This is a genomic window from Emticicia aquatilis (assembly GCF_014644295.1).
Taxonomy (GTDB): Bacteria; Bacteroidota; Bacteroidia; order Cytophagales; family Spirosomataceae; genus Emticicia; species Emticicia aquatilis.
Genome location: NZ_BMKK01000015.1, coordinates 26,988 through 51,876, shown reverse-complemented (window position 1 = coordinate 51,876; position 24,889 = coordinate 26,988). Strand labels below are relative to the sequence as shown.

Below are 24,889 nucleotides of genomic sequence, written 5' to 3'. Positions count from 1 at the left end.
TCACGTAACTTTTTATGAATATGAAAGCTAATAATTATGATTTAATCAGTGTAGGAGGTAGAAAAAAGATAGCATTAAAGGAAATTATCATGCTAAGAGCTGAGGTAAACTACACCTACGTTTACCTCACGGATGGGAGCAGATTTTTGGTTTCGTACACGCTCAAAAAACTTGCAAAAAGATTTTCTGAATTTGACTATTTCGTCAGACCCAATAAATCGGTTTTATTAAACACAAAATATACATCCAGTTTCGATGGATTAGTATTACAGATTTCGTTACCCAATGGCGAAATATTGCAAAATGCAGTAATCAGCCGAAGGAAAAAGCCAATTATTCAGCAAAAAATGAAAGAATTAAAGAAAATTGATGCGTATTTTTTGAGCAGATAAATGATTAAAGCCCTTTCTTAATCAGAAGGGGCTTTTTCATTTTTTACGCCCTTTTTAAATTTAAGGAAAACGCCAATTGTTCCATCGTGCCAGATACTTTTGTAAGGAATACCGTAGTGCTTAAATCCGAGTTTTTCGAGCGTTTTCATCATCGGATTGTTGGTATATAATTCTGTCGTGGCCAATACATTCTCTTCTGTTTGGTCTAAAAGTAATAAACGAGCAATGGCTGTAGAAACACCCAGCCCTCGGTAAGTTTCGCTTACAAAAAAATACCCCAATTCTAAACCAAAAATATCTTTTATTGAAAGCAAACCAGACTTTTCAAAGGCAGTGCTTTGGTTTAACTTTAATGCTCCGATTCCGATGAGCTCATTATTGGCAAAACACAACACGATTTTACAACAAGTTTTCACTTTTTCAACATTCGGTATTGTAACTTTCCCTTGTTTAGATAAATGCTGAATAAAAATACCAGCTATTTCGTCTGTGATGCTTTTATGTGCTACTACTTGGTACAAGAGCTGCCTTAATTCCATGATTAGTTCCATATAATACAAATTAAATTATACAGAAAAAACTAATTATTTAATCATTATATATTAAGGTTTTATGAAATTTTGGTTATGCTTTCTGAAAAATAATGTATTAACCAAATGTTATTTTTATGACTACGGATTTATTAAAACAGTAACAATAGAATCATGTTGCCTTAACCCTCAATTCACACAACCCATCTACTTTTGTTGTTCAAACAACTTATCAAAGGACAACAAATTCTGAGATTTAAAGGGTTTGATTTTTTTGTTGTACATACCCCAAACTAATCAAATATTATGCAAAGAACTCTACTTAAAGTCTTATTGGCTTTTATTTTTTCTTTCTCCTCGTTTATTAATTCCAACGCCCAAAATACTACCGTAACGGGTAGTGTTAAATCAGCCGTTGGTGAAACAATCCCTGGAGTAAATATTCAGGTAAAGGGAACAAGTACAGGTACTGTTTCAGACAATAATGGTACTTTTAAAATCAATGTAAATGCTGAGAAAGCGATTTTCGTAATATCAGCCATTGGTTTTGCTACTCAAGAATTGACGGTTGGAAATCGAAGTAAAATTGATGTGATTTTACAAGAAGATGCTAAAACTTTGAATGAGGTAATCGTGACGGCACTCGGTATCAAGCGTGAAGAAAAATCACTTGGTTTTGCAGCTCAAACCATCAATGCCAATGCAGTGATTGATGCAAAAGCGAATAACTGGGTAAATACACTTTCGGGTAAAGTAGCTGGTTTAAATATTCAAGGGGTTGGAGGGGGGCCAATTGGTTCTTCCAGAATTACTCTACGTGGTGAATCATCATTAAATCTTGAAAATAACCAAGCACTAATTGTGGTAGATGGCGTACCGATTAGTAGTAAAATTACAGGAACTGGCTTTACTTCTCACCTTTCGGCCGATAGCCCCGTTGATTATGGCTCAACAGTTTCGGACTTAAATCCCGATGATATAGAAAATGTAACCGTATTGAAAGGCCCAGGAGCAACCGCACTTTATGGAAGCCGAGCTGCGGGTGGTGCATTGGTCATTACAACAAAAACAGGGGCAAGAAAAGACCGTGGAATTGGGGTAGCTTTCAATACAAACTTTAATGTTGAACAAGTTAATCGCTGGCCTGATTATCAGTTTGAGTACGGTGAAGGACGCATAGATACATATTATTCCTACTTGAATAGTGCCGATGGCAACAATACCAGCACAACCGCAGCAGCTGGCCGTTCATGGGGGCCTAAATTTGATGGTCAATCATACTTTCAATATAACCCCGATACACCCGACGGTAAACCAACGGAAAGAACGCCATGGGTGCCTTACAAAAATTATATTTCGGGCTATTTCCAGACAGGAAAAACATTTTCTAATAGCCTTTCGCTTGAAGGAGGAACGGATAAGGGTTCGGCAAGATTCTCGTTCACTCATCTAAAAAACGAATGGATTGTTCCAAACACAGGCTTTGAGCGAATCAATGCAGCTTTGTCAGTTAATCAACAGTTATCTTCAAAATTAAAGATTACAGGAAAAGCCAATTATACCAATAAAAGAAGCGATAATCTACCCGCTGCTGGCTATAATAACCAATCGTTGATGTATTTTATCATTATCGGTCCTGCTCCCAATGTCAATCCTGAGTGGTACAAACCTTATTGGCAACCTGGATTAGAGGGTGTACAGCAGAGAAATCCGTTCAATCCTGGCCCTGATAATCCCTTTTTGGACATGTACGAAATGCTGAATAAAATGAATAAGCATGGTCTTATCGGAAATATTGCCGCCAATTATCAACTATCTGATAAGTTTGATTTAATGCTCAGAACTGGTGTGGATATGTCGTTTGAGTATCGCTCTCAGCAACGCCCTTTTAGCATGACCAAATATCCAAGAGGGATGTTTAGAGAACAAAATGTTTTTAGTTACGAGTCAAACACCGACTTTTTGCTCAACTATAAAGATAGTTATGGTGATAAAATTAGTGTAAGGGCATCGCTTGGAGGAAATGCCATGAATCAAACGTACGATTTTGCAGGTATGTATGCCGACCAACTGGCTCAACCTGGTATTTATCAAATATCGAATAGCTTAGACCAAGCAGTTGCCGACCCACTCAAGACACGCAAAGCAATTAACAGTGTTTATGCTACCACGCAATTTGCTTACGATGAAAAGATTTTTGTGGATTTAACAGGCAGAAACGATTGGTCGAGTACTTTACCATTTGCCAATAATTCATTTTTCTATCCGTCAGTAAGTTCGAGCTTGTTACTACACGAATTAATAAAAATGCCACAAACAATTTCATTTGCCAAAGTTCGTGCTTCATGGGCTCAAGTTGGTAATGATACTCGTCCTTACCAAACTACTCGTTACTACGACCGTATTTATGGTAATAATTTCACGAATCCAGCTACTCTATTTAATGCCAATCTGAAGCCCGAAATAACCTCAAGTTATGAATTTGGCTTAGACCTTCGTTTATTCAAAAGTCGTCTTGGCTTAGACCTTGCAGTATATAATAATAATAGCCGAAATCAAATTTTGGCCGTTCCACTTGACCCAACTTCAGGTTTTTCAAATGCTCTCATCAATGCAGGTTTAATCAACAGTAAAGGTGTGGAAGTAAAATTGAATGGAAAAATTGTCAACAACAATGATTTTAAGTGGAATTCTACATTGATTTGGTCAAGAAATCGCAGTTATGTACGTGAATTGGCCGAAGGAATTACTAACCAAACCATTTATAGCCATAGTGGAAACGTAACGATTGAAGCTCGTGTAGGTGGATTGATGGGCGATATGTATGGTCGTGGTTTTCAACGCTCACCCGATGGCCAAATTATTTATGGAACAAACGGACTACCTGCTCAACTTGACCCAACCGTAAAGAAATGGGGTAATGCCTTTGCCGATTGGAAAGCAGGTTGGTCGAATGAATTTTCATACAAAGGGCTAAAACTGAGTATGTTGTTAGATGGACAAATGGGAGGCAGTATGTATTCGCAGACCAATCATAAAAATAATACACTTGGAAAAACCAAAGTAACTCTCCCGGGCCGAGACGGAGGCTTAATTGGTGATGGTGTTGTAAAACAACCTGATGGAACATTTTTACCAAATACAGTAAAGGTAGCGGCAAGTGCATACTATGATAATTATTACCAAATCAGTAATGCTGAAGTCAATATTTTTGATGCTTCATTCTTGAAAATCCGTGAAGTTCGTTTTGAGTTCAATTTACCACAAAACCTACTAAGTAGAATAGGTATCCGTCAAACGAGTGTTGCTTTATTTGGTCGTGAATTATTCAATTTTACCAAATTTCCAGGCTTTGACCCAGAAGGTGGAAATTTGAATAGTGGAACGCTCACACCAGGAGTAGAACTTACGCAGTTTCCATCGGCACGTAGTATGGGAGCCAATTTGACATTTAAGTTTTAATCAAACAGTATCTCGAAAAATGAAAAATAAATTTAAATATATCGTTACACTTTGGGTTGTATTGTCATTTACAAGCTCATGTACTAAAGATTTTGAAAAAATCAATATTGACCCAAATAGACCCGAAAAGGTTAACCCTGGGGTTATTCTAAGTCAATTGCAGTATAGAATAGTCAATAATTCTGTTTCAGCCGCACGTAATTTTACCCACGAACTCATGCAGGTTGATGCCCCACGTTCAAGTACAAGCGGTTTAGGGCTTCATCGTTACATTGTTAACCCAGGGGCTGGTGTTTGGAGTAGTTTTTACCAAAACTTAACCGATATTGAAGATATTTATACTATTGCGGACCGTCTGAAAGAAAATAATTACAAAGCTATTGCATTGGTTTACAAGTGTTGGGCATATTCTATCTTAACAGATTTGTATGGTGATGTGCCTTATTCGCAGGCAATCAAGGCAACTGAGGGTAATTTTAAGCCTTCATTTGATAAACAAAAGGATATTTATATCCAGATTTTGAAGGATTTAGACACTGCCAACGGCCTTTTTGATGATACCAAAATTTTGACTTACGGTGGCGATTTTGTGTATAATACAAGCGTTTTGACGAGTGGAAAAAATATTGGTATTCAACGTTGGAAAAAGTTTTCAAACTCTCTCAAATTAAGATTATTACTAAGATTATCGAAAAAAGAAGGTGAAATTAATGTAAAAGAGCAGATAGCAGCGATTTTGGCCGATGCCACAAAATATCCAACTTTTACAACCAACGCCGACGAAGCGATTTTCAGATACCCTGGTACCTTTCCTTATTTTAATCCGTATTATAATGCCCGTACATTAGATTGGAGAGATGGTACATATTTTACTGAATTTTTCTTAAATTCGATGAATGTAAGTGCTGACCCACGTCGTGCTATTTGGGCAATACCCGTTACAGTCGGAGGTGTATCAACATTTAAAGGCATTCAAAGTGGTTATCCAACCACGCTCGAATACGTAGTTGGCCAAAATTCAAGTTATACCGATGCCCTTAAAACTTTGCCACAATTAGGCGTAATGATGCCTTATGCCGAAGTGGAGTTTATCAAAGCCGAACTCGCTCTCAAAGGATATACTACTGGTAAAACGCCCAAAGCACATTATGAAGCAGGAATTGCGGCCTCGATGGTTCAATGGGGAGCAGCTATGCCTGCCAATTTTCTAACACAGAAAAGTATCGCTTACGATGCGACACTTTCTACCGAAAAACAGTTGGAACAAATCATGATACAAAAATACTATGCTTATTTCTTTGTCGATTATCAATCATGGTTTGAAAAACGTCGAACTGGCTACCCAGTATTACCGAGAGGTACTGGGATTCCTGCCAGTAATAACTTCCCAAGTCGTGTACCGTACCCTACATATTTACAGTCACTCAATCCAGAAGGTTTGGCTGGTGCAGTTGCGTCGATGGGTGCTGATAATAGCGATACAAAAGTTTGGTGGGAAAAGTAAAACCATAAAATTGATTTTCTGACGCTGACAAGTTCCTGAGAGCTTGTCAGCGTTATCCATTTAATAAAACACATTAAAATGAAAAAAATACTTCTATTCTTCCTGATACTTTCTTCATTCGGAGCTTTCAGTCAGAGCATCAATACACAACCCAATACACAAGAAGTTTTATTACCCAATGGTTGGAGTCTGACACCCGCAGGCCGCTCCTTGGAAGTGGGCGATTTGCCCTTGAATATCGCTGTTTCTGCTTCTCAGAAACTAATGGCCGTAACAAATAATGGTCAAGGGAAGCAAAGTATTCAACTGATTGATGTAAAATCAGAAAAAATTTTAGATAATATCGAGATTCCGAAGTCTTTTTATGGGTTAAAGTTTAGTAAAGATGAAAAAAGCTTATATGCTTCGGGCGGAAACGATAATTGGATTTTAAAGTATGGCATCATCGAAAACAAACTCGTTTTAAATGATAGTTTAATTTTGGGAAAGAAATGGCCAAATAAAATTTCACCAGTTGGTATTGAAATAGATGACGACCACAAATTATTATACGTTGTCACAAAAGAAAATAACTCATTTTATATACTGGATTTAAGAACAAAAGCCATTGTTTACGAGCAAAATTTAGGCCATGAAGGCTATACCTGTGTACTTTCACCCGACAAAAAAACACTTTATATTTCACTTTGGGGTGGACGTAAAATAGCCCTTTTTGATACACAAAACCGTAAAATGCTCACATCAATTCCAGTTTCGTACAATCCAAATGAATTGATTTTAAGTAAAAGTGGCAAATATTTATTTGTAGCCAATGCGGGCGACAATAGTGTTTCTGTAATTGATACAAAAGCTCAAAAGGTTATTGAAATCTTGGATGCCGGTTTGTATCCAAACTCACTCGTTGGCTCGGTTACAAATGGTGTTGCGTTATCAAAAGATGAAAAAACACTCTACATTGCTAATGCGGATAATAATTGCTTAGCGGTTTTTGATGTAAGCAATAAAGGCAAAAGTTTTTCAAAAGGATTTATTCCTGTGGGCTGGTACCCTACTAATGTGCGAGTTATTGGGCAAAAAATTGTGGTTTCTAATGGTAAAGGATTTACCTCATTTGCTAACCCACTTGGGCCGCAACCAGTAAAGAAAGGTGTACTTTCAGAGTCTCATCTCGGTGAAGATACCCGTGGGCAATACATTGGTAATTTGATGAAAGGTACGCTAAGTATCATTGATACACCAAGCGAAAAAGAATTAGACGCCTATTCAAAAAAAGTATATCAGAATACCCCCTATAAAAAAGAGAAAGAACTCGTAACCGAAGGTGAACCCAACAATCCAATTCCGAAGAAAGTGGGTGATACTTCACCCATCAAACACGTATTTTATATTTTAAAAGAAAACCGTACCTATGACCAAGTTTTTGGTGATATAAAAGAAGGTAACGGAGATACTACGCTTTGCCTTTTTGGTGAAAAATACACACCAAACCAACATAAATTGGCCAAAGAATACGTATTGCTTGATAATTTTTATGTAGATGCCGAAGTAAGTGCCGATGGCCATAATTGGTCGATGGGTGCCCACGCCAACGACTATTTAGAAAAAACTTGGCCAACAGGTTATGGTCGTCGTGGGGGGGTAACAGAAGGCATGGGCCGCCGACAGATTGCTAATGATAAAGACGGCTTTATTTGGGACTTTTGTAAGCGTAAAGGCGTGAGCTATCGCACGTATGGTGTTTTTGCTGATGATAAAAAAGGGAACATTCCTGCACTGGATAAAGAGCATGTTTGTTCAAACTTTACAGGCTATTACAATCAGAAAGTAAGAGATACTACCCGTGTGAATCAATGGAAACGAGATTTTGATTCTTTGGTTGTAGCAAAGGCCGTTCCTGCATTTAATTCGATTAGACTTGGTGCAGACCATACTCAAGGAATGGCCGTTGGAAAGCCCACTCCGTTTGCTTGTGTCGCTGATAATGATTTAGCCGTTGGGATGTTTGTGGAGCATTTAAGCAAAAGCCCAATATGGAATCAATCCGCAATTTTTATTATCGAAGACGATGCTCAGAATGGCCCTGACCACGTAGATGCCCATCGCTCAATTGCCCTTGTGGTGAGTCCGTACACGAAACGCAAGCACGTTGACCATACGATGTATTCAACCTCTGGGATGCTCCGAACAATTGAATTAATACTTGGTTTGCCCCCAATGACACAATATGATGCTGCCGCTACGCCAATGTTTCGTAGTTTTACATCAAATCCCGACTTTACACCGTATCTTCATATTCCTTCTTCAATCAATTTAGGTGAAATCAATATCGCATACACACCATCGGCGAAACGTTCAGAAGGCTTAGATTTCGCAGAAGCTGATAGTAATGACGATAATCTTTTTAATGAAATTTTATGGAAAGGAATAAAAGGAGAATTGGCTCAGCTTCCAGCTCCAAGAAGAAGTGCATTTGTGAGAGTTACGAAAACAGATAATGATTGATTGAGTAATAAATTCCTAATCAACAAATGAAAGTATTATTGTTATATGTCGGACTATTAAATTCCGCAACAGATTCAACCAAAACCGAACTTTTAAACGAAGTCGTTATTACGGCCAATCGTTCGGCCAATCAAGAGTTTCAGACAGCCAATAGTGTCAAAATTCTTAATAAAAAATACCTCAAAACGTATGCTCCACGCACAACTCCTGAAGCTCTGATGGGTGTAAATGGTGTTTTCGTGCAGAAAACCAATCACGGAGGTGGCTCGCCCTTTGTGCGTGGACTTACAGGAAATCAAACTTTGCTTTTGGTAGATGGTATTCGCCTCAGTAATAGCACATTTCGATATGGGCCAAATCAATATTTTAATACAATAGACCCATTTTCAATTGAAAAAATTGAGGTGCTGAAAGGTGGCGGTTCGGTGCAATACGGCTCTGATGCTTTGGGCGGAACGATTCAAGTTTTTACGGCAGAACCCGAATTTGGTAGTAAATGGAAAACAAGTTTTCTGGGAAGAGTTGCTACACAAGGAATGGAACAAACTGCTCGTGGTGAAATAAATTATGGCGGCGAAAAACTGGCAATTTCGGGCAGTTTTGGTTATCGAAATTTCGGTGATTTAGTAGGTGGAAAACTCACGGGTCGCCAATCGCCATCGGGTTATGACGAACAAATGGGAAACCTAAAAGCCAAACTAAAACTCGGTAAAGGAATTTTAACCTTGGCTCATCAGTATTTTGAAGCCAAAGATGTGCCTGTGTATCATAAAGTTGTGTTAGAAAATTTCGCCATCAACGAATTTCAACCCCAAAGACGGAATCTATCTTACGTGAAATTCAACCAAAAAAATGAGTCGAAAATCTTTAATGAATTTTTGATAATTGGTTCATTACAAATGACTTATGAAGGAAGAAACAGCCAAAAAAATGCTTCAACAAGGTTGATTCATGAAACTGACAAAGTTTATACAAAAGGATTAACAAGTAATGTTTTTTCGGCATGTTCGGAGAAATGGACAGCCAATTCTGGTATTGAAATTTACCATGATTTAGTAAGAAGCTCAAAAATTGATGTCCCAGCTTCACCTGCATCTTCTGAAGCTCCTAAATTTTTGCGTGGCTTATACCCCGATAATTCAACTTTTTTGAACTATTCGCTCTACACCTTACACCAATTTGTCCAAAATCATTGGCAGTTTTCAGCTGGACTTCGCTACAATGGCTTTTCGATTATTGTTCCCGACGAAACCATCGGTAAAACAAATCTAACGCCTCAAGCTCTTGTGCCAAATGTTTCGGTTGCTTATCTAATTGGCTCAAAATCAAATATTTATGCTTCTTATAATGCTGGTTTTCGCACGCCGAATGTCGATGATTTAGGCACACTTGGCATCGTTGATTTTAGATACGAATTGCCAACCAACAGCCTTAAACCTGAAAAATCGAATAATTATGAGTTGGGTTATAAATTCAGAACGAATCGTTTTTCGGCTGCTACCGCCATCTATTACAGTGATTTGCGAGAGTTAATTGCCCGTGTAAAGGTGCCAAATCAAGTCATTAATGGCTATAATCTTTATCAAAAAGAAAACATCGAAAAAGCTAACATCAAAGGTATTGAAGCCGAGTTCGAGGGAATATTGAGTAAAGAATTGAAAACGTACGGTGGCATTTCATACACTTATGGACAAAATATTACGAAAAACGAACCCATTCGACGCATTCCGCCACTCAATGGGCGTTTAGGTGTGGAATATCGTAAAAGCAATTTCTTTGTTCGCCCCGAATTGCTTTTTGCATCCAAGCAAGACCGCCTCTCACAAGGGGACAAAGACGATAATCGCATTGGCAAAAACGGAACCGCAGCTTGGCAGATTTTCAATATTTATGCAGGATATGAGTATAAATGGCTGAATATCAATCTTTCTGCTCAAAATCTAACAAATAAAGATTACCGCACCCATGGCTCAGGAATCAATGGTGTGGGTCGTAGTTTGTGGCTAACACTAAATGTTGAGATTTAATACTTTCGAGCTTAAAGGGTTGGGTTTACAAACCCAACTCTTTAAGCAAAACCATTACCCACTAAAATCATGAAAAAAATCTTCTTACTTTTTGCTATTCCGTTCGCTATTCAAGCCCAAGTTGTCATAGAAGCTCCAGCGGGAAATGCTCCTGCTAAAATAGATAAATCAGGCAAAACGATAATTCCAAATGGGCGTATTATTACACCTCGTGGTGTACAGATTTCAACTGCTCCACATCCTTATGGTTTAGTTTTAAGTCCCGACGGAAACATCGCTATTACGGCCAATTCGGGTATTCGTCCATTTTCGATTTCTATCATCAAAAATATTCTTTCGGCAAATCCAGAAACGATTCAAGTTCCTGAAGGTGCAAAAAACAATGAAGGAATTTTGGAGGCTTGTTTCATGGGTTTAGCCATTAGCCCCGATAACCAAACAGTTTATGTTTCGGGTGGAGAATCGAATAAGATTTTTAAATACGATGTCAGTACGGGTAAGCCCAAAGGCTCTATCAATTGTGCGTTAAAAATTACTAATCAGAACTTTATGCACGGATACTTGGGCGATATGGCAATGACTAAAGACGGAAAAACGATTTATGTTGTTGACCAAATCGGCTTCCGAATTGCGGTAATTGATGTGGCTACCGAAAAAATCATTCAGAATATTCCAACGGGGCGTTATCCTTTCGGAATCACGCTCACTCCCGACGAAAAAAATGTAGTGGTGGCCAATGTGGGTGTTTTTGAATATAAAAAATTTACTGATTTAGACCCAAAAAATATCAAAGGAACGGCTCATAAATTTCCTTCTACAAAATACGGTTCAAAAGAGATGCTCGAAGGCGATGCCGCTAACGGTATTCCTGCTCTTGGCGACCCCAACGCTCCCGAATCTTTTTCTGTTTGGATTTATCCAACTCAAGCCTCTCAACCTTCGGCCAAAATCAAAACTGGTTTTCTCGTCGGACAAATGATTGAAGATTTTCCTGCGGTGGGTGGCAGCAGTCCAAACTCAGTCGTGGCAACCAACGACTACGTTTTTGTGAGCAATGGAAATAATGATTGTATATCGGTGATTGATATTAAGGCAGGAAAGCTCTTGAAAAACATTCCACTTTCGATTGATAAACGTCTCGGAAATTTACGTGGAATTATTCCTTTTGGTATAACGCTTTCACCCGACCAAAAACGCCTTTTTGTTGCCGAATCGGGCATCAATGCCGTGGCGGTGATTGATGTAGCGAGCCTTGAGGTAGTCGGACATATTCCAACGGGTTGGTTTCCTTCCAAACTAAAAGTGAGTAATAATGGCAAAAAACTCATCGTTGCCAATGCAAAAGGCTTCGGAAGTGGACCAAATGCTGGAAAAAACTTCAAAATGGGTGCTGAAGGTAGTTATATTGGTGGTTTGATGAAAGGTTTGGTTTTAGTGATTGATATTCCTACTGATGAGCAATTGAAGTCAGAAACGAAAGTTGTTATAGAAAATAACTTTAAGTTTATAGCTCCAAGAAAAGATAAAAATCCGATTCCAGCCACGAATAAAAAACCTTCAGATGAAATAAAATATATTGTATTTATCGCCAAAGAAAACCGAACGTATGATGAAGTTTTTGGCCAAAACAAAAATGGTGTTGGCGATTCGACATTAGCACGTTTTGGGAATGGTGTAAAAGTTATCAATCGAAAAGGGACAAAAACAATTCCTGATGCACGAGTAATGCCTAATCATGCCGCTTTGGCGAAACGTTTTGCGATGAGTGATAATTTTTTTTGTGATTCTGATGTTTCTGCCGACGGACACCGTTGGCTCGTAAATACCTATCCAAATGAATGGTGTGAAACTGAAACGGCTGCTTCCTATGGTGGAAAACTTTCACAACGAGATACATCCAACGCACCAGGAAATCTGGCAATTTATGGTTCGGCTGGCTCAATTTACCCTGAGGATTATAACGAAGGTGGCAGTATGTGGGAGCATCTCGAACGCAACAAAATCGACTTTTACAATTTTGGGTTTGGCGTAGAAATGGCAGGTGCTTTCAGCGATAGCACTATGAAATACATTGGTGAACTTTACACTGTAAATTATCCACTGCCTGCTCCACTCATTGATAAATCTTCAAAGACTTTTCCGACTTATAATATGGCGATTCCTGACCAGTTTAGAGCTGATTTGTTTATGAAAGAATTTAACGAACGTTGGTCGAAAGGGAATTTGCCTTCGGTTATTACGCTTATGTTACCCAACGACCACGGTACAGGTGAACGTCCGCACGCAGGTTTTCCATTTCAAGCGAGTTACATGGCCGATAATGATTTGGCGGTTGGTCGCACGATTGAATTTTTATCAAAAACACCTTACTGGAAAAATATGGCGGTTTTCATTACCGAAGATGACCCACAAGGTGGCGTTGACCATGTGGATGCTCACCGCAGCTTAATGATGGTTATTTCGCCCTACACTAAAAAGGATTATGTGAGCAAAGTACATTATAGTTTTGGTAGTATTTTCAAGACTTTTTGGCACATTCTGGGCATTCCTTACTTGAATCAATACGATGCAGGAGCAACTGATATGTCAGATATTTTCACTGATAAACCAGACTTTTTACCATATAATGCCGTGCAGTCTGACCTCAGAATTTTTGACCCTGCAAAAGCCTTGACTCCATTTGATGAAAAGTTCGACTGGAAGTTCTTTGTGAGTTCGGAAGAACTTGACCGCACCGAAACCATGCAAAAACGCCGTGATGATGATGATAAAGTAGAGAAATTGAAGGCCAAATCTAAGAAAATACAAAAGAAAAACTAATAAATGTTATCTGTCAAAAATGCAAAACGGCTTCCCGCAATAGAAGCCGTTTTGCATTTCTAAAACTTTAAGATTGAATTAGAAACTATATCTTAAACCAAATTGCATTCTCCAACGAGAAAGAATATCGAAACGATTCTGAATGGCTGATTTCTGAGTAATATCAAATGTATAAGTTGGTGTACCGTTTGCTACCGAAACCGCAATTGGTTGTGCTAAACCTGTTTCACCCGCCCACTGACGAACACCCCAGTTTTTGCTCAAAAGATTTCCAACGTTCAGTACATCAGCACTTAATTGAATCACATTTTTATTTTTCAATTTAAAATCCTGCAAGATTCGTAAATCCCAGTTTGAATACCAAGGAGCTAAACTGGCATATTTTTCAGCAATGTGTCCACGGTGATTACTTAAGTATGAATCATTCGCAATGTAGTTTTTCAAAGCAGCTTTTTGAGCAGCTTGTGCGGCAGCATCTCCACTAAATTTCATACTTTCGATTTGAGTATCAGTGGGAATAAATAATAAGTCATTTAGTCCTGAGCCATCATTATTTAAATCCCCTGCATAAGTATAGCTGTAACGATTTCCACGCACGTATTCACCAAACAATGAAATGGTAGTAGCCATATTTCCGTAAGTAAATTTACGAGAACCAACGGCCATCACACGGTGACGATTTCCGTAAAGCGATGGAGCTAAAATAGCCGTGTTAGTGTGCATTGGATTGGCAGGGTTACGGTCATAAGCATCAGAAGAAATTTCAGCATCAATCGAAGCCGCATCACGTGAGTCTAAGAAGTTGTAAGCAAATTTTACATACATTCCGTTCGAGAAAGTTCTTTCAGCTTGCAAAGAAGCATTGAACGACTGCCCCACTTTCGTATTTCCAAAAACATACGCATTGGTTGCTCCACCAAAAACCGTTGCACGGTCGGTTGCTTGGTAATACGGACGAGTATCTGCTCCAACTAATCGACCTGTTGGGAGTTTCAAACCGTAGTTTCGCACAATTGTTGCCTTAATGTCTTTCGTGTAAATAACGTCAGCTGAAAAGACCCAACCACTTTTTGTTTGATAGTCGTATCCTAAATTTGTTCGCCAAACTTGTGGAAATTTAAAATTAGGGTCAGTAACACAATAGAAAAAGAAATTTGGATTTGCTACTTGATTTCCAATCCAAACAAACGGGAAACGACCTGTAAATAAGCCGCTTCCACCACGTAATTGTTGCGTTTTATCTCCTTTTACATCATAATTAAATCCTACACGTGGTGAAACCAATGGTGTTTGTTTTGGCAATACAGTATGGTCAAATTTCGTTGCTTTTCCCGCTTCATCGTAATACTGAATTGTTGGGTCATAACAACAATTTCTTGAAGGGTCGATATTCTCTTTTATTTTCTCGGCTGTATTAAAGTACAGTGGCATATCAATTCTCACGCCATAACTTAAGTTAAGTTTGTTATTTACAGCAAACTCATCTTGTGCATAAAGTGCAAATTGCCCTAAATTTGTTTCAGCCAAAGCCCAAGAGTTTTTATTGAAAGCGTCTTTAGCGGCTGTAACTTCGGCAGCAAAATCTTTTGATTTAATCAGGGTTGACACATCTGCAATCGGCACATCAGGGAAAAATACTCTTGAACCGTATCCAGTAAGATTGAATGAATTTTTGAAGCCAAATTTTTCAAGACTTGTTCCAAAGGTAAGTGTATGTTTTCCAGCGAAAATATTTAGATTTTCCGTGATTTGCAGAACTGTCTGTCCTAACTTATTATTAATTGAAAAAGGTTCATGGCCCGCTACAATGTATCTAACGCCATCTTTACCAATATTCAAAACTGGAAAAGGCGAAGAAAATGGGTCACGGGTATCATCAAAAGCAGTATATCCTACTTGTAGTTTATTGGCCGCTTTATTACCAGAACGAGATTTTAATTCAACGGTTCCTCCCGAAATCTTATTATTGATTCGATAACCTGAATTTCTGAATTGTAACGTCAAGAAATCTGGTCCACGACGGCCAATAGCAGATGGATTAGCTGGCTTTTCTTTAAAGGCATCCAAATATGTATAAGTGAACGAAAGGTTATGGTTTTGGTTGATATTCCAGTCAATCTTTGCAATAGCTTTTTGGTTTTGAGTCTTTAATGAAAAGTTTTCATAAGGCCCAGTTTCATATCCATAAGTATCTTTCAAAAGTTTTGAAACTAAATCAAGGTCAGAGGCCAATACTCGAGAAACATCAGAGCCTGTTCGTCCTGGTGCAGCAGGACGAAACGGAGAACCAATATCAGAACGACGGTCGAATTCGGCATTTACAAAGAAAAATAATTTGTTTTTGATGATTGGACCACCTAAACTAAAACCAAATTGATTTTGACTTAAATCTAATTTGGGTAGTGTAACATCTTTAATTTTTGTGCCTACCAAGTTTTGATTACGAGTGAAACCAAATACGGTTCCTTTAAATTCATTGGTGCCTGATTTCGTAACAGCATTAACTGAAGCTCCAGTAAAACCAGCTTGTGTGACGTCATAAGGAGCAACTTGAACACTTATTTGCTCAATGGCATCTAATGAAACAGGTTGAGCATCGGTTTGTCCGCCAGGCGTAGAAGCATCAAGTCCAAATGGATTATTAAAAATTGCTCCATCTAACGAGTAGTTATTGAATTGGTCATTGCGTCCAGCAAACGAGCCGCCCTCAGCCGCCATTGGATTTAAACGTGTATAGTCGGCAGTAGAACGTGAAATAGTTGGCAAGGCACGTAATTTATCATTCCCGATGGTTGTTGAAGCACCCGTTCGGCTTGAATTAATTATATCACTTGCTTTCACAACCACTTCGCTGAGTGCAGTTGTGGCGTCTTCCATCACGAAGTTTTGATTGAATTTCTGGCCCAATTGAAGGAAAACATTTTCAGCCTTTTCGTTCTTATATCCAATCGAAGTTACTTCAATTGTGTAGGGGCCACCAACACGCATATTTGGAATCGAAAAACGACCATCCGCTCTGGTAGTTGTAGTGTATTTCGAGCCAGAAGGTATATGAACTGCCATGACAGTAGCACCAGGTAAAACCTCATTTTTATTATCGCTGACTAAGCCAGCCATAGATGAGGTTGTAACTTGAGCCAATAGTGTTAATTGGGTTAAGCAAGAAAGCATCAACCCCAAAAGTAGATTTTTTAGCATAAATAATTGGTAGTTTAGTTTAAGAATGAAGTATCTTTTAACAATCAAAATTAAAAAGTTCTTAAAAAGAACACTATTGTTTACAAAAACTTAACATTAAATTAATATTGAAAAAGCATAACAAATATCAATAAAACTCCTTGTTATCTAAGAGTTAATTTAATGACAATCAATCATTAAATCTAAAATAACAATTGTAGCACAATTTTGTATTTATGTTAAATTTATGCGTTAAATAATCTTTTACTTTTTCATCTCTCTACTTTTGCGACATCATTAGCAATACACATCATGTTCCGCAAATACATTCTCTTATTGTTGAGCTTTTTATTATCTTTTAATGTCTTTTCTGCTTCGTTCAAAGGTCAAATTAAAGATGCTAAAACTGGCGAACCGTTAATTGGAGCAACTGTTTTACTTAAAAATACTAAGTTTGGTACTGCAGCTGGTTTAGATGGGTCATTTCAAATAAAAAATATTCCTTCTGGTGAATATGAAGCCCAAATAAGCTGTATATCCTATAAAACATCAACAATAAAAGTTACGATTAAAAATGAAGATGCGGTTGTCAATATTGCGTTGGTAGAAAATGCTCAACAAACACTGAATGAAATAGTTATAACCGCATCTGCTGATAAATCTACTGAGAATATTGCTCGCCAACTCGAACGAAATTCCAATCAATTGATGAATATTGTTTCGGGAAAAGCCATTGAAATCTCGCCAGATTTAACAGTCGCTAACCTTATTCAGCGAGTTTCAGGTGTTTCTATTGAGCGAAATAGTAATGGCGACGGTCAATATGCCATTTTGAGAGGAATGGATAAGCGTTATAATTATACTTTGGTCAATGGTATTAAAATCCCGAGTCCTGATAACAAATACCGTTATGTTCCTTTAGATATTTTTCCTTCGGAATTATTAGGACGTTTGGAGATTACTAAAACCCTAACTCCCGATATGGAAGGCGATGCTGTTGGTGGCGTGGTAAATATGGTTATGAAAGATGCTCCTAATCAATTAGAAATAAGAGCAAATATCGCAAGTGGTTATAACGAGTTATTTCTTAATAAAGGTTTTTCGAGTTTTGATAGAAGTCAAATTAATAGCCTTTCTCCTTATGAATTAAATGGAAAAGATTATAGTGCTACGGTGAGTGATTTTCCTAAATCAACTGCCAGTGTGCAAACCAAAACGCCTTTGCCCAATTTGGTTGGTGGTTTTTCTATCGGTAATCGTTTCTTACAAAATAAATTGGGAGTTATTGTCGCAGCAAGTTATCAAAATACTTATCGAGGTAGTAATAGTACATTTTTCTCTTCGACGGTCTATGATACCGAACGCACTTCTCGCATTACAGGTCTTGCCGAACGACAATTTTCTGACCAACAAAAACGATTAGGACTTCATGCAAAAGTTGACTTTCGACTAAGCAAAAAGAGTAAAATACAATGGTACAATGCCTACATGAATCTCACCAATGAACAATTGAGAGAAACAAAAAATACTGAACTTTCGATTGGTGGATACGACCCAGTAAAAGGAAATGCAGGTTTAAGTTTTTCTACAAGGTCGAGACTTACACAACAACAAATCTTGAATAGTACACTACAAGGAAATCATTTTCTACTTGAAAAATTGAAACTTAATTGGTCAGCAGTGTATTCATTCGCCACTAATATCATTCCTGACAATACCACAGTAAGTGTCTTAGGAAAAAGAGAAAATTTTATAGAAACCAAAACTTATGCTTCGCAATCTGCTCGCCGTTGGGAGCATAATTCTGACCAAGATTATGCGGCCTACTTAAATCTTGCTTATACGACACTTTTTAGTGGAAATTCATTAGAAATGAGTGTAGGCGGACTTTATAGAGATAAAATCAGAGATAATTTCTACAATAATTATCAGTTTCAACCCTCAAATGCTTTTACACTCTACGGAAAAGATTTTGTGAGTAATGCTGACATCAATTATACACTCAGTAACCCTCGTGGTTCGGCAGCTTCTGCTCTTACTTATAAGGCTACCGAACAAGTATCTGCTGAATATGTGATGGCGAAATTACAATTGAAAAAATTACAAGCCATTGGCGGTTTACGAGCAGAACAGACAAATCAAGGGTATGAAATGTTGTTTCCTTTGGGTGAATTAAGACCTTCTGGTAATCAAACTTATAATGATTTTTTGCCAAGTATCAGCTTAAAATATGAGTTAAAACCAACACAGTTTTTACGTACTTCTTATTTTCGTTCGATTAATCGACCAGGTTTTTTTGAAATTGTACCAGGAAAAGTCGTCAATGAAGAATACCAAGAGCGTGGTAATCCTGACTTGAAAAGAGCAATTGCTGATAATTTTGATATTCGATATGAAGTTTTCCCTAATCCTTCAGACCAAGTAATGTTTGGCTTGTTTTACAAACATATCAAAGACCCCATAGAATACGCTTTGAATGTAGATGCTACTCGTGGACAAGATGTATTTTATTCTCCTGGCAATTATGGAAATGCGACTAACTATGGTTTAGAGTTTAATTTTATTAAGTATTTTCAAAAATTTGGCATTAAAGCCAACTACACCTATACAAGTTCTTCTATTACAACTCAAAAGATTATCCGTGAGAGAGATGCTAATGGTAATCTTTTCTCAAAAAACGTTGAACAAACCAGACCACTATATGGTCAATCTGCTCATGTAGGTAATTTAACAATGCTTTTCAAGGATACAAAAAATGCTTGGGATGCTCAATTAGCTGCCTCCTACACAGGTGAACGAATCAATACGGTTTCACAATTTTTGGATAATGACCTTTGGCAAGAGGCCTTTATTCAAATGGATGCTTCTATTGAAAAAGGTTTCGAAGGGAAATGGGTAATTTTTGCAAAAGCTAATAACTTACTTGATACACCTTTGCGAGTAATAATCAAAAATACGAACCCAATAAATCAAGATATATATCTTGATACAAAGAGTGGCAATCGTACACTTATTCGCCAAGATTATTATAAAAGGTCGTTTATTGTTGGTGTTCGTTTCAAAATGTAAAATAATTTTAATTAATAACTCCTTAGAAAAAAATGAAAAATGTGCTGCTCTTGTCAATATTCGCTGTAATTTTCGTTGTAGCGTGTACAAAAAATGATACTTCTGATGTAACACCAGTAGTAAAACCAGATGAGTTAAGTGTATCGGGGGAAGTGTCGGGTACTTGGAAAAAAAGCTCAATCATTACTGTAAAAGGTGATATTATTATTCCCACAGGAAAAACCTTGACAATTGAAGAAGGTGTTAGTATCGTGATGGATACGACCAGCAAACCCGAATTAATTGTGAATGGAAATTTGTATGCTATTGGTACAACCGCCAATCCAATTAAATTCTCAGTTCCCGAAGGAGCAAAATTAGTAAAAAATAAATTTGGACAACTTTGGGGAGGCATTTTAGCTGCCAAAACTTGTACAGAATTAGTGCTTGATAATGTAATTCTCGAATATGGTGGTGCAGTAACAACAGAAGCCTCAACCTCAGTAAAATTAGGTTTATACAAAGCTGTAAGTGGAGAGTTCGACCCAGCATTGTGGTTTTCAAATACTGCGGGAAAATTAGTAGTAAGAAATTCAACAATACGGAACTGGCGTGATGATGCAACATACATTGAAGGTGGTAGTGTTATTTTTGCCAATAATACGTTTTATACAACTGGCTTGAGTGGTGGTGAAGGTATCAATATCAAATCGGGGGTCATTGCCGATGTTGCTTTTAACCTTATTTATAGCACCAATACCAATGCTTTGAAGCTTTCGAGTACAGGTGGACGTACGCCTCAGGCTTATGTTGTTGCTTATAACAATACAATTTTGAATACTGGTTGGAGAAGACCAACCGTAAAAGGTGGTTCAATTTGGTTAGAACAAAGTGTTCAAGCCGATTTGTATAATAATTTAATGGCAAATTGTCGTTTTGGCATCAAAAGAGATGTGAAGCTTCCAGAAGACAAACGCTCGATAGTAAGCAACAACTATTATTATGGTTTTTCACAAGATGCCGTCACGCAATTTCAACCATCAACAGAGATTCTTGCGGGCAAAAATGATGTTATAGGTACAAAAGCTGATGAAAATGACCCTAAATTTGTGAATTATCCAACAAACACAGATAAGATGAACTCAGATTTTAATACTGCTTGGGATTTTCATTTATCTGCTGGTTCACCTGCTTTGGGTAAAGGTATCACTACTTTTACAAGAAATTTTAAAGATGGTATTACCATCAACGGTATAGTTTATAAATCACCAGAACCCGCAACGTATGCAGGTGCTTTTGGAACAAAATAAATCACTTCTAAACCCTAAAATTAGTAATAAAACCACTTGAAAATAGTGGTTTTTTGCTAAATACAAGATTCTGTTTTTATGACTATGAAGTTACTCTCTTTTACAATCATTATTTTATTTTCGTTTGAGCATTCTTTTGGTCAAAGTGAAGTTATATCACCAATCTTTATCACCGATAGTGTAAATAAAGATTCCGACGACCCAGCCGTTTGGATTAATAAAAAAGACCCAAGTAAAAGTTTAATTATTGGCACCGACAAAGACCTTGATGGAGCTTTGTATGTATTTGATTTAGAAGGAAAAGTACAAACCGAAAAGGTAGTTCGAGGCTTAAAAAGACCTAACAACGTTGATATAGAATATGGCTTAAAACTCAAAGGTATTGCAACTGATATTGCCGTAACTACTGAAAGATTTACCCATAAACTTCGTATTTTTTCTTTACCCGACATGAAACCGATTGACAACGGCGGCATTGAAGTTTTTGAAAATGAAACAGGTGCGGGTTTCCGTGATTTGATGGGAATTGCTTTGTATAAAAACAAAAAAGGGGAGCTTTATGCTATTGTCGGTCGAAAAACTGGCCCAACGACGGGCGAATATCTTTGGCAGTATCGCTTGCAAGATGATGGCACTGGGAATGTAAAAGCTACATTAGTAAGAAAATTTGGTCTTTACAGCGGAAAAAAAGAAATAGAATCTATTGCCGTTGATGATGAATTAGGCTATGTCTATTATTCTGATGAAGGTATTGGCGTAAGAAAATATTATGCCGAACCAAGCAAAGGAAACGAACAATTGGCACTTTTTGCTACCACAGGTTTTACAGAAGACCACGAAGGCATTTCAATTTACAAATTATCAAAAACTAAAGGTTATATTCTCGTTTCTGACCAAGGAGCTGACAAATTTCATGTTTTCACAAGAGAAGGCACCACGCAAAATCCCAATGAACACCAACTTTTGAAAGTTGTGAAAGTAAAAGCTCATCAAAGTGATGGCTCAGAAACGGTTGCTTTACCTTTTAATAAGACTTTCCGAAAAGGCTTGTTTATTGCCATGAGCGACGACCGAACTTTTCATTTATACCGTTGGGAAGACATTGCAGGAAAGGAATTGAAAAGTATTTCGGGGAAATAGTTCAAAATATTAATCATTTTACTAAATGATTACTTAATTATTAATAAACTGTTATTATATTTTTATGAAATTTATTATTCTGTTAAGTTCTTAATTGTAAGCAATTTACCCACATCCATCTTACTACTTTTGCGGCATTACTAACTATTATACTATGAGTCGCAAATATATTTTTCTCTTATTACTGAGTTTTCTACTTTCTTTCAATGCTTTTTCGGCTTCGTTCAAAGGTAAAATCAAAGATGCTAAAACCAATGAACCATTAGTTGGAGCGACGATTTTGCTTAAAAATACCAAGATGGGTTCGATAGCAGCTTTGGATGGTAGTTTTGAAATAAAAAACTTAGCCGTTGGTAGCTACGAAGTTGTGATTCAGTACATTGGTTATGAACCAAAATCTGCAAAAATTGAGGTAAAAACAGCCACTCAAATATTACTGTCTGATTTTTTATTGAATGAGCAAGTTAGCCAATTAGCTGAAACAATCGTTTCTGCAAAAGCCAACGGCGAGAATGACGAATATGCCCGCAAAACCGAACAAAAATCAGACAATGTGTTAAATGTTATCAGTGCTAAAACGATACAGTTATTGCCTGATATTACGGTAGGAAATATTTTGCAGCGGGTATCAGGTGTTTCTGTAGTGAGAAATAGTACGGGTGATGGACAGTATGCAGTCATCAGGGGAATGGACAAACGCTATAATTATACATCCATCAACGGAGTTAAAATTCCAAGTCCTGATAACAAAAATCGGTATGTTCCAATGGATATTTTTCCAGCTGATTTACTGGAGAGACTCGAAGTTGTGAAGGCTCTAACTCCTAATATGGAAGGTGATGCCATTGGTGGGGCTATGAATATGGTTATGAAGAGTGTCCCTGACTATTTGATTTTATCGGCAACGGCCACAACAGGATATAGTCAATTGTTTAGTAATCAGCCTTTTGCAGGATTTCGTACAAAAGATATTCAATTCAAATCCCCATCTGAAATACACGGTAATTTGTATGCTGCTAAAACAACTGATTTTTCGATTAAAAATTTACAATATAAAAATGTTGCCCTTCCGATTAATAGCTTGTTGAGTTTGTCAGTAGGAAACCGAATATTCAATCACAAACTTGGATTTTTGTTAGGAGGAAGTTATCAGCATACCTACCGAGGAAGTAATTCTTCTTTCTTCAATTTGAATGGTCAGCCGAGCCCAGACCCACTTCCTAATTCTCCCTTAATTGAATCTGTTCAGAAACGTATATATTCAAACGAACAAGCAAGATTGGGGCTTAATCTTAAATTAGACTATGCCTTTAATAGTCGAAATAGAATTAGTCTTTATAATTTATTTATGCAATTAGATGATTGGCAGCATCGACATGTTTTAAGTAATCAATTAACTTTGTTTGGTGATGTAGGTAATAATGACCGTTCTGTTTTTCGTCGCCAAAATATTTACAACTCAACTTTACAAGGCGAGCATACACTTGCAAAAAAACTGAAATTTAATTGGTCGACAGTCTATTCTTTAGCTAAAAGTCAAACCCCTGACTGGACTGACCAATCCGTTACATCAAGAACCTCACAAGGGCTTGATGGGAAACCCATCGAATCTGCTCGGTATATAGATAATGTTAGCCATATCTGGACTCATAATGAAGACCGAGATTTAACGGGCTATATTCACCTGATATATAGTTATTCACCAACAATCGAATTCTCGTCGGGTGGAATGTATCGAGATAAAGATAGAAGTAACTTTTACAATAATTATTCATTAGCCACTGTCTTACCTGGAGGTGAACGACAAATATTTACGAGTATCGAGCAAACAAAATTTACCTTTAGACCAGAGTCTTTTGCTTATGCTGATAGTACGAATGCCAATAATTATACAGCGAAGGAGAAGATAGGTGCGGGTTATTTGCAAGCTAAGGTCAACATATCAGATTGGCAAATTTTGGGTGGAGTTAGGGTGGAAACTACCAACCAATCTTATGTTTCACAATTACCCGTGACTGCTACTGGTAAGACAGGAAAAATTAGCTACATGGATATTTTGCCAAGTCTGCACATCAAATATAAACTATCTGAGCGTGAAAATGTACGTATTTCTTACTTTAAAGGCATTACTCGTCCTGGGTATTTCGAGATTGTTCCTGCAACATTTCCTGGTGAATATTTCAATGAATCGGGAAATTACAAATTGAAACACACACAGGCCGACAATATTGATTTGAGGTATGAATTCTTTCCTCGTGGAAATGAACAACTATTATTAGGAGCGTTTTTAAAAAATATCAAAAATCCTATAGAGTTTGGCTTTTCGGAGTTTGGAAATTCCAACTTTGTCTATACCCCACTTAATTTTGGTACAGCCAAAAATTATGGAGCTGAAATAGTTTTTACTAAATATTTGAAAAATTGGGGAGTTTCGGGTAACTATACCTACACCCATTCAAGAATCACCACAACCAAGCGAATTTATGGCCGTGATACTAACGGTAGTATTGTCAACTCGTTGGGTACTCAAACACGACCACTCCAAGGGCAATCTGACCATATTGGTAATTTATCACTGATTTATAAAAATTCGCAAATAGGTTTAGATGCTCAGCTTTCATGGGTCTATACAGGAAAAAGAATCAATATTGTTTCGCCATATAAGGACTTAGATTATTGGCAAAGGGGAACATCACAAGTAGATTTTTCTACTGAAAAGAAGTTTGGGAAAACACACTTCTCGGCTTTTGCCAAACTAACCAACCTTCTCAATAATCCAATAATCGTTGAAGTGCTGAAACCTAATACCAATCAAAACCTTCCAGACCAAACTCGTACTGACCGAATTTTGGTTCAAAAAGATATACTTCAACAAAGTTATTCATTCGGAATCCGATATAAACATTAATACCTAAACCCTATAATTCCTCCCTCTCTAAAATGGAGAGGGGGAATACCAAAAAATTTTTTACACGCA

General features: G+C 37.4%; 12 protein-coding genes. 10 read left to right on the top strand and 2 right to left on the bottom strand.

Features of this window, described 5'->3' with window-relative positions:
* Positions 1-20 precede the first annotated feature (20 nt).
* Complete coding sequence (locus IEX65_RS24980) at positions 21-392, top strand: LytTR family DNA-binding domain-containing protein (protein WP_188770575.1); 372 nt, start codon at positions 21-23, stop codon at positions 390-392.
* A 17-nt stretch (positions 393-409) separates the two neighbouring features.
* Here the strand turns inward: IEX65_RS24980 and IEX65_RS24975 are convergent, their stop codons facing one another.
* A complete protein-coding gene (locus IEX65_RS24975; protein ID WP_188770573.1) occupies positions 410-943 on the bottom strand; it encodes a GNAT family N-acetyltransferase in 534 nt (177 codons plus the stop codon).
* A gap of 285 nt (positions 944-1,228) precedes the next feature.
* Here IEX65_RS24975 and IEX65_RS24970 point away from each other — a divergent pair, with 285 nt between their 5' ends.
* From IEX65_RS24970 to IEX65_RS24950, 5 genes are all read left to right on the top strand, one after another.
* Complete coding sequence (locus tag IEX65_RS24970) at positions 1,229-4,384, top strand: SusC/RagA family TonB-linked outer membrane protein (protein WP_188770572.1); 3,156 nt, start codon at positions 1,229-1,231, stop codon at positions 4,382-4,384.
* Between the two features lie 19 nt (positions 4,385-4,403).
* A complete protein-coding gene (locus tag IEX65_RS24965; protein WP_188770570.1) occupies positions 4,404-5,888 on the top strand; it encodes a SusD/RagB family nutrient-binding outer membrane lipoprotein in 1,485 nt (494 codons plus the stop codon).
* Between the two features lie 78 nt (positions 5,889-5,966).
* Complete coding sequence (locus IEX65_RS24960) at positions 5,967-8,390, top strand: bifunctional YncE family protein/alkaline phosphatase family protein (protein WP_188770568.1); 2,424 nt, start codon at positions 5,967-5,969, stop codon at positions 8,388-8,390.
* 26 nt (positions 8,391-8,416) lie between these two features.
* A complete protein-coding gene (locus tag IEX65_RS24955) occupies positions 8,417-10,417 on the top strand; it encodes a TonB-dependent receptor (RefSeq protein WP_188770567.1) in 2,001 nt (666 codons plus the stop codon).
* Between the two features lie 69 nt (positions 10,418-10,486).
* Positions 10,487-13,237: a bifunctional YncE family protein/alkaline phosphatase family protein gene (locus IEX65_RS24950; RefSeq protein ID WP_188770564.1), complete on the top strand. Its 2,751-nt coding sequence runs from the start codon at positions 10,487-10,489 to the stop codon at positions 13,235-13,237.
* A 78-nt stretch (positions 13,238-13,315) separates the two neighbouring features.
* On the opposite strand, the gene IEX65_RS24945 is transcribed toward IEX65_RS24950, so the two are convergent.
* Entirely contained in the window at positions 13,316-16,435 is a 3,120-nt protein-coding gene (locus tag IEX65_RS24945) for a TonB-dependent receptor (protein ID WP_188770562.1), read from the bottom strand.
* A 291-nt stretch (positions 16,436-16,726) separates the two neighbouring features.
* Here IEX65_RS24945 and IEX65_RS24940 point away from each other — a divergent pair, with 291 nt between their 5' ends.
* The 4 genes from IEX65_RS24940 (at position 16,727) to IEX65_RS24925 (ending at position 24,820) form a co-directional block, all read left to right on the top strand.
* A complete protein-coding gene (locus IEX65_RS24940; RefSeq protein ID WP_188770561.1) occupies positions 16,727-19,483 on the top strand; it encodes a TonB-dependent receptor in 2,757 nt (918 codons plus the stop codon).
* Positions 19,484-19,515: 32 nt separating this feature from the next.
* Positions 19,516-20,772: a right-handed parallel beta-helix repeat-containing protein gene (locus tag IEX65_RS24935; protein ID WP_188770559.1), complete on the top strand. Its 1,257-nt coding sequence runs from the start codon at positions 19,516-19,518 to the stop codon at positions 20,770-20,772.
* A gap of 84 nt (positions 20,773-20,856) precedes the next feature.
* On the top strand, positions 20,857-21,912 hold the full coding sequence (locus IEX65_RS24930) for a phytase (protein ID WP_188770557.1): 1,056 nt from the start codon (positions 20,857-20,859) through the stop codon (positions 21,910-21,912).
* 154 nt (positions 21,913-22,066) lie between these two features.
* Complete coding sequence (locus tag IEX65_RS24925; protein WP_188770555.1) at positions 22,067-24,820, top strand: TonB-dependent receptor; 2,754 nt, start codon at positions 22,067-22,069, stop codon at positions 24,818-24,820.
* Positions 24,821-24,889: the final 69 nt, after the last annotated feature.

What these genes read in the sequence shown, in the direction of transcription:
- IEX65_RS24965 (WP_188770570.1), top strand. Translation starts at nt 4,404, where the DNA reads ATGAAAAATAAATTTAAATATATCGTTACACTTTGGGTTGTATTGTCA.
- IEX65_RS24970 (WP_188770572.1), top strand. Translation starts at nt 1,229, where the DNA reads ATGCAAAGAACTCTACTTAAAGTCTTATTGGCTTTTATTTTTTCTTTC.
- IEX65_RS24935 (WP_188770559.1), top strand. Translation starts at nt 19,516, where the DNA reads ATGAAAAATGTGCTGCTCTTGTCAATATTCGCTGTAATTTTCGTTGTA.
- IEX65_RS24930 (WP_188770557.1), top strand. Translation starts at nt 20,857, where the DNA reads ATGAAGTTACTCTCTTTTACAATCATTATTTTATTTTCGTTTGAGCAT.
- IEX65_RS24980 (WP_188770575.1), top strand. Translation starts at nt 21, where the DNA reads ATGAAAGCTAATAATTATGATTTAATCAGTGTAGGAGGTAGAAAAAAG.
- IEX65_RS24975 (WP_188770573.1), bottom strand. Translation starts at nt 943, where the DNA reads ATGGAACTAATCATGGAATTAAGGCAGCTCTTGTACCAAGTAGTAGCA.
- IEX65_RS24960 (WP_188770568.1), top strand. Translation starts at nt 5,967, where the DNA reads ATGAAAAAAATACTTCTATTCTTCCTGATACTTTCTTCATTCGGAGCT.
- IEX65_RS24950 (WP_188770564.1), top strand. Translation starts at nt 10,487, where the DNA reads ATGAAAAAAATCTTCTTACTTTTTGCTATTCCGTTCGCTATTCAAGCC.
- IEX65_RS24955 (WP_188770567.1), top strand. Translation starts at nt 8,417, where the DNA reads ATGAAAGTATTATTGTTATATGTCGGACTATTAAATTCCGCAACAGAT.
- IEX65_RS24925 (WP_188770555.1), top strand. Translation starts at nt 22,067, where the DNA reads ATGAGTCGCAAATATATTTTTCTCTTATTACTGAGTTTTCTACTTTCT.
- IEX65_RS24940 (WP_188770561.1), top strand. Translation starts at nt 16,727, where the DNA reads ATGTTCCGCAAATACATTCTCTTATTGTTGAGCTTTTTATTATCTTTT.
- IEX65_RS24945 (WP_188770562.1), bottom strand. Translation starts at nt 16,435, where the DNA reads ATGCTAAAAAATCTACTTTTGGGGTTGATGCTTTCTTGCTTAACCCAA.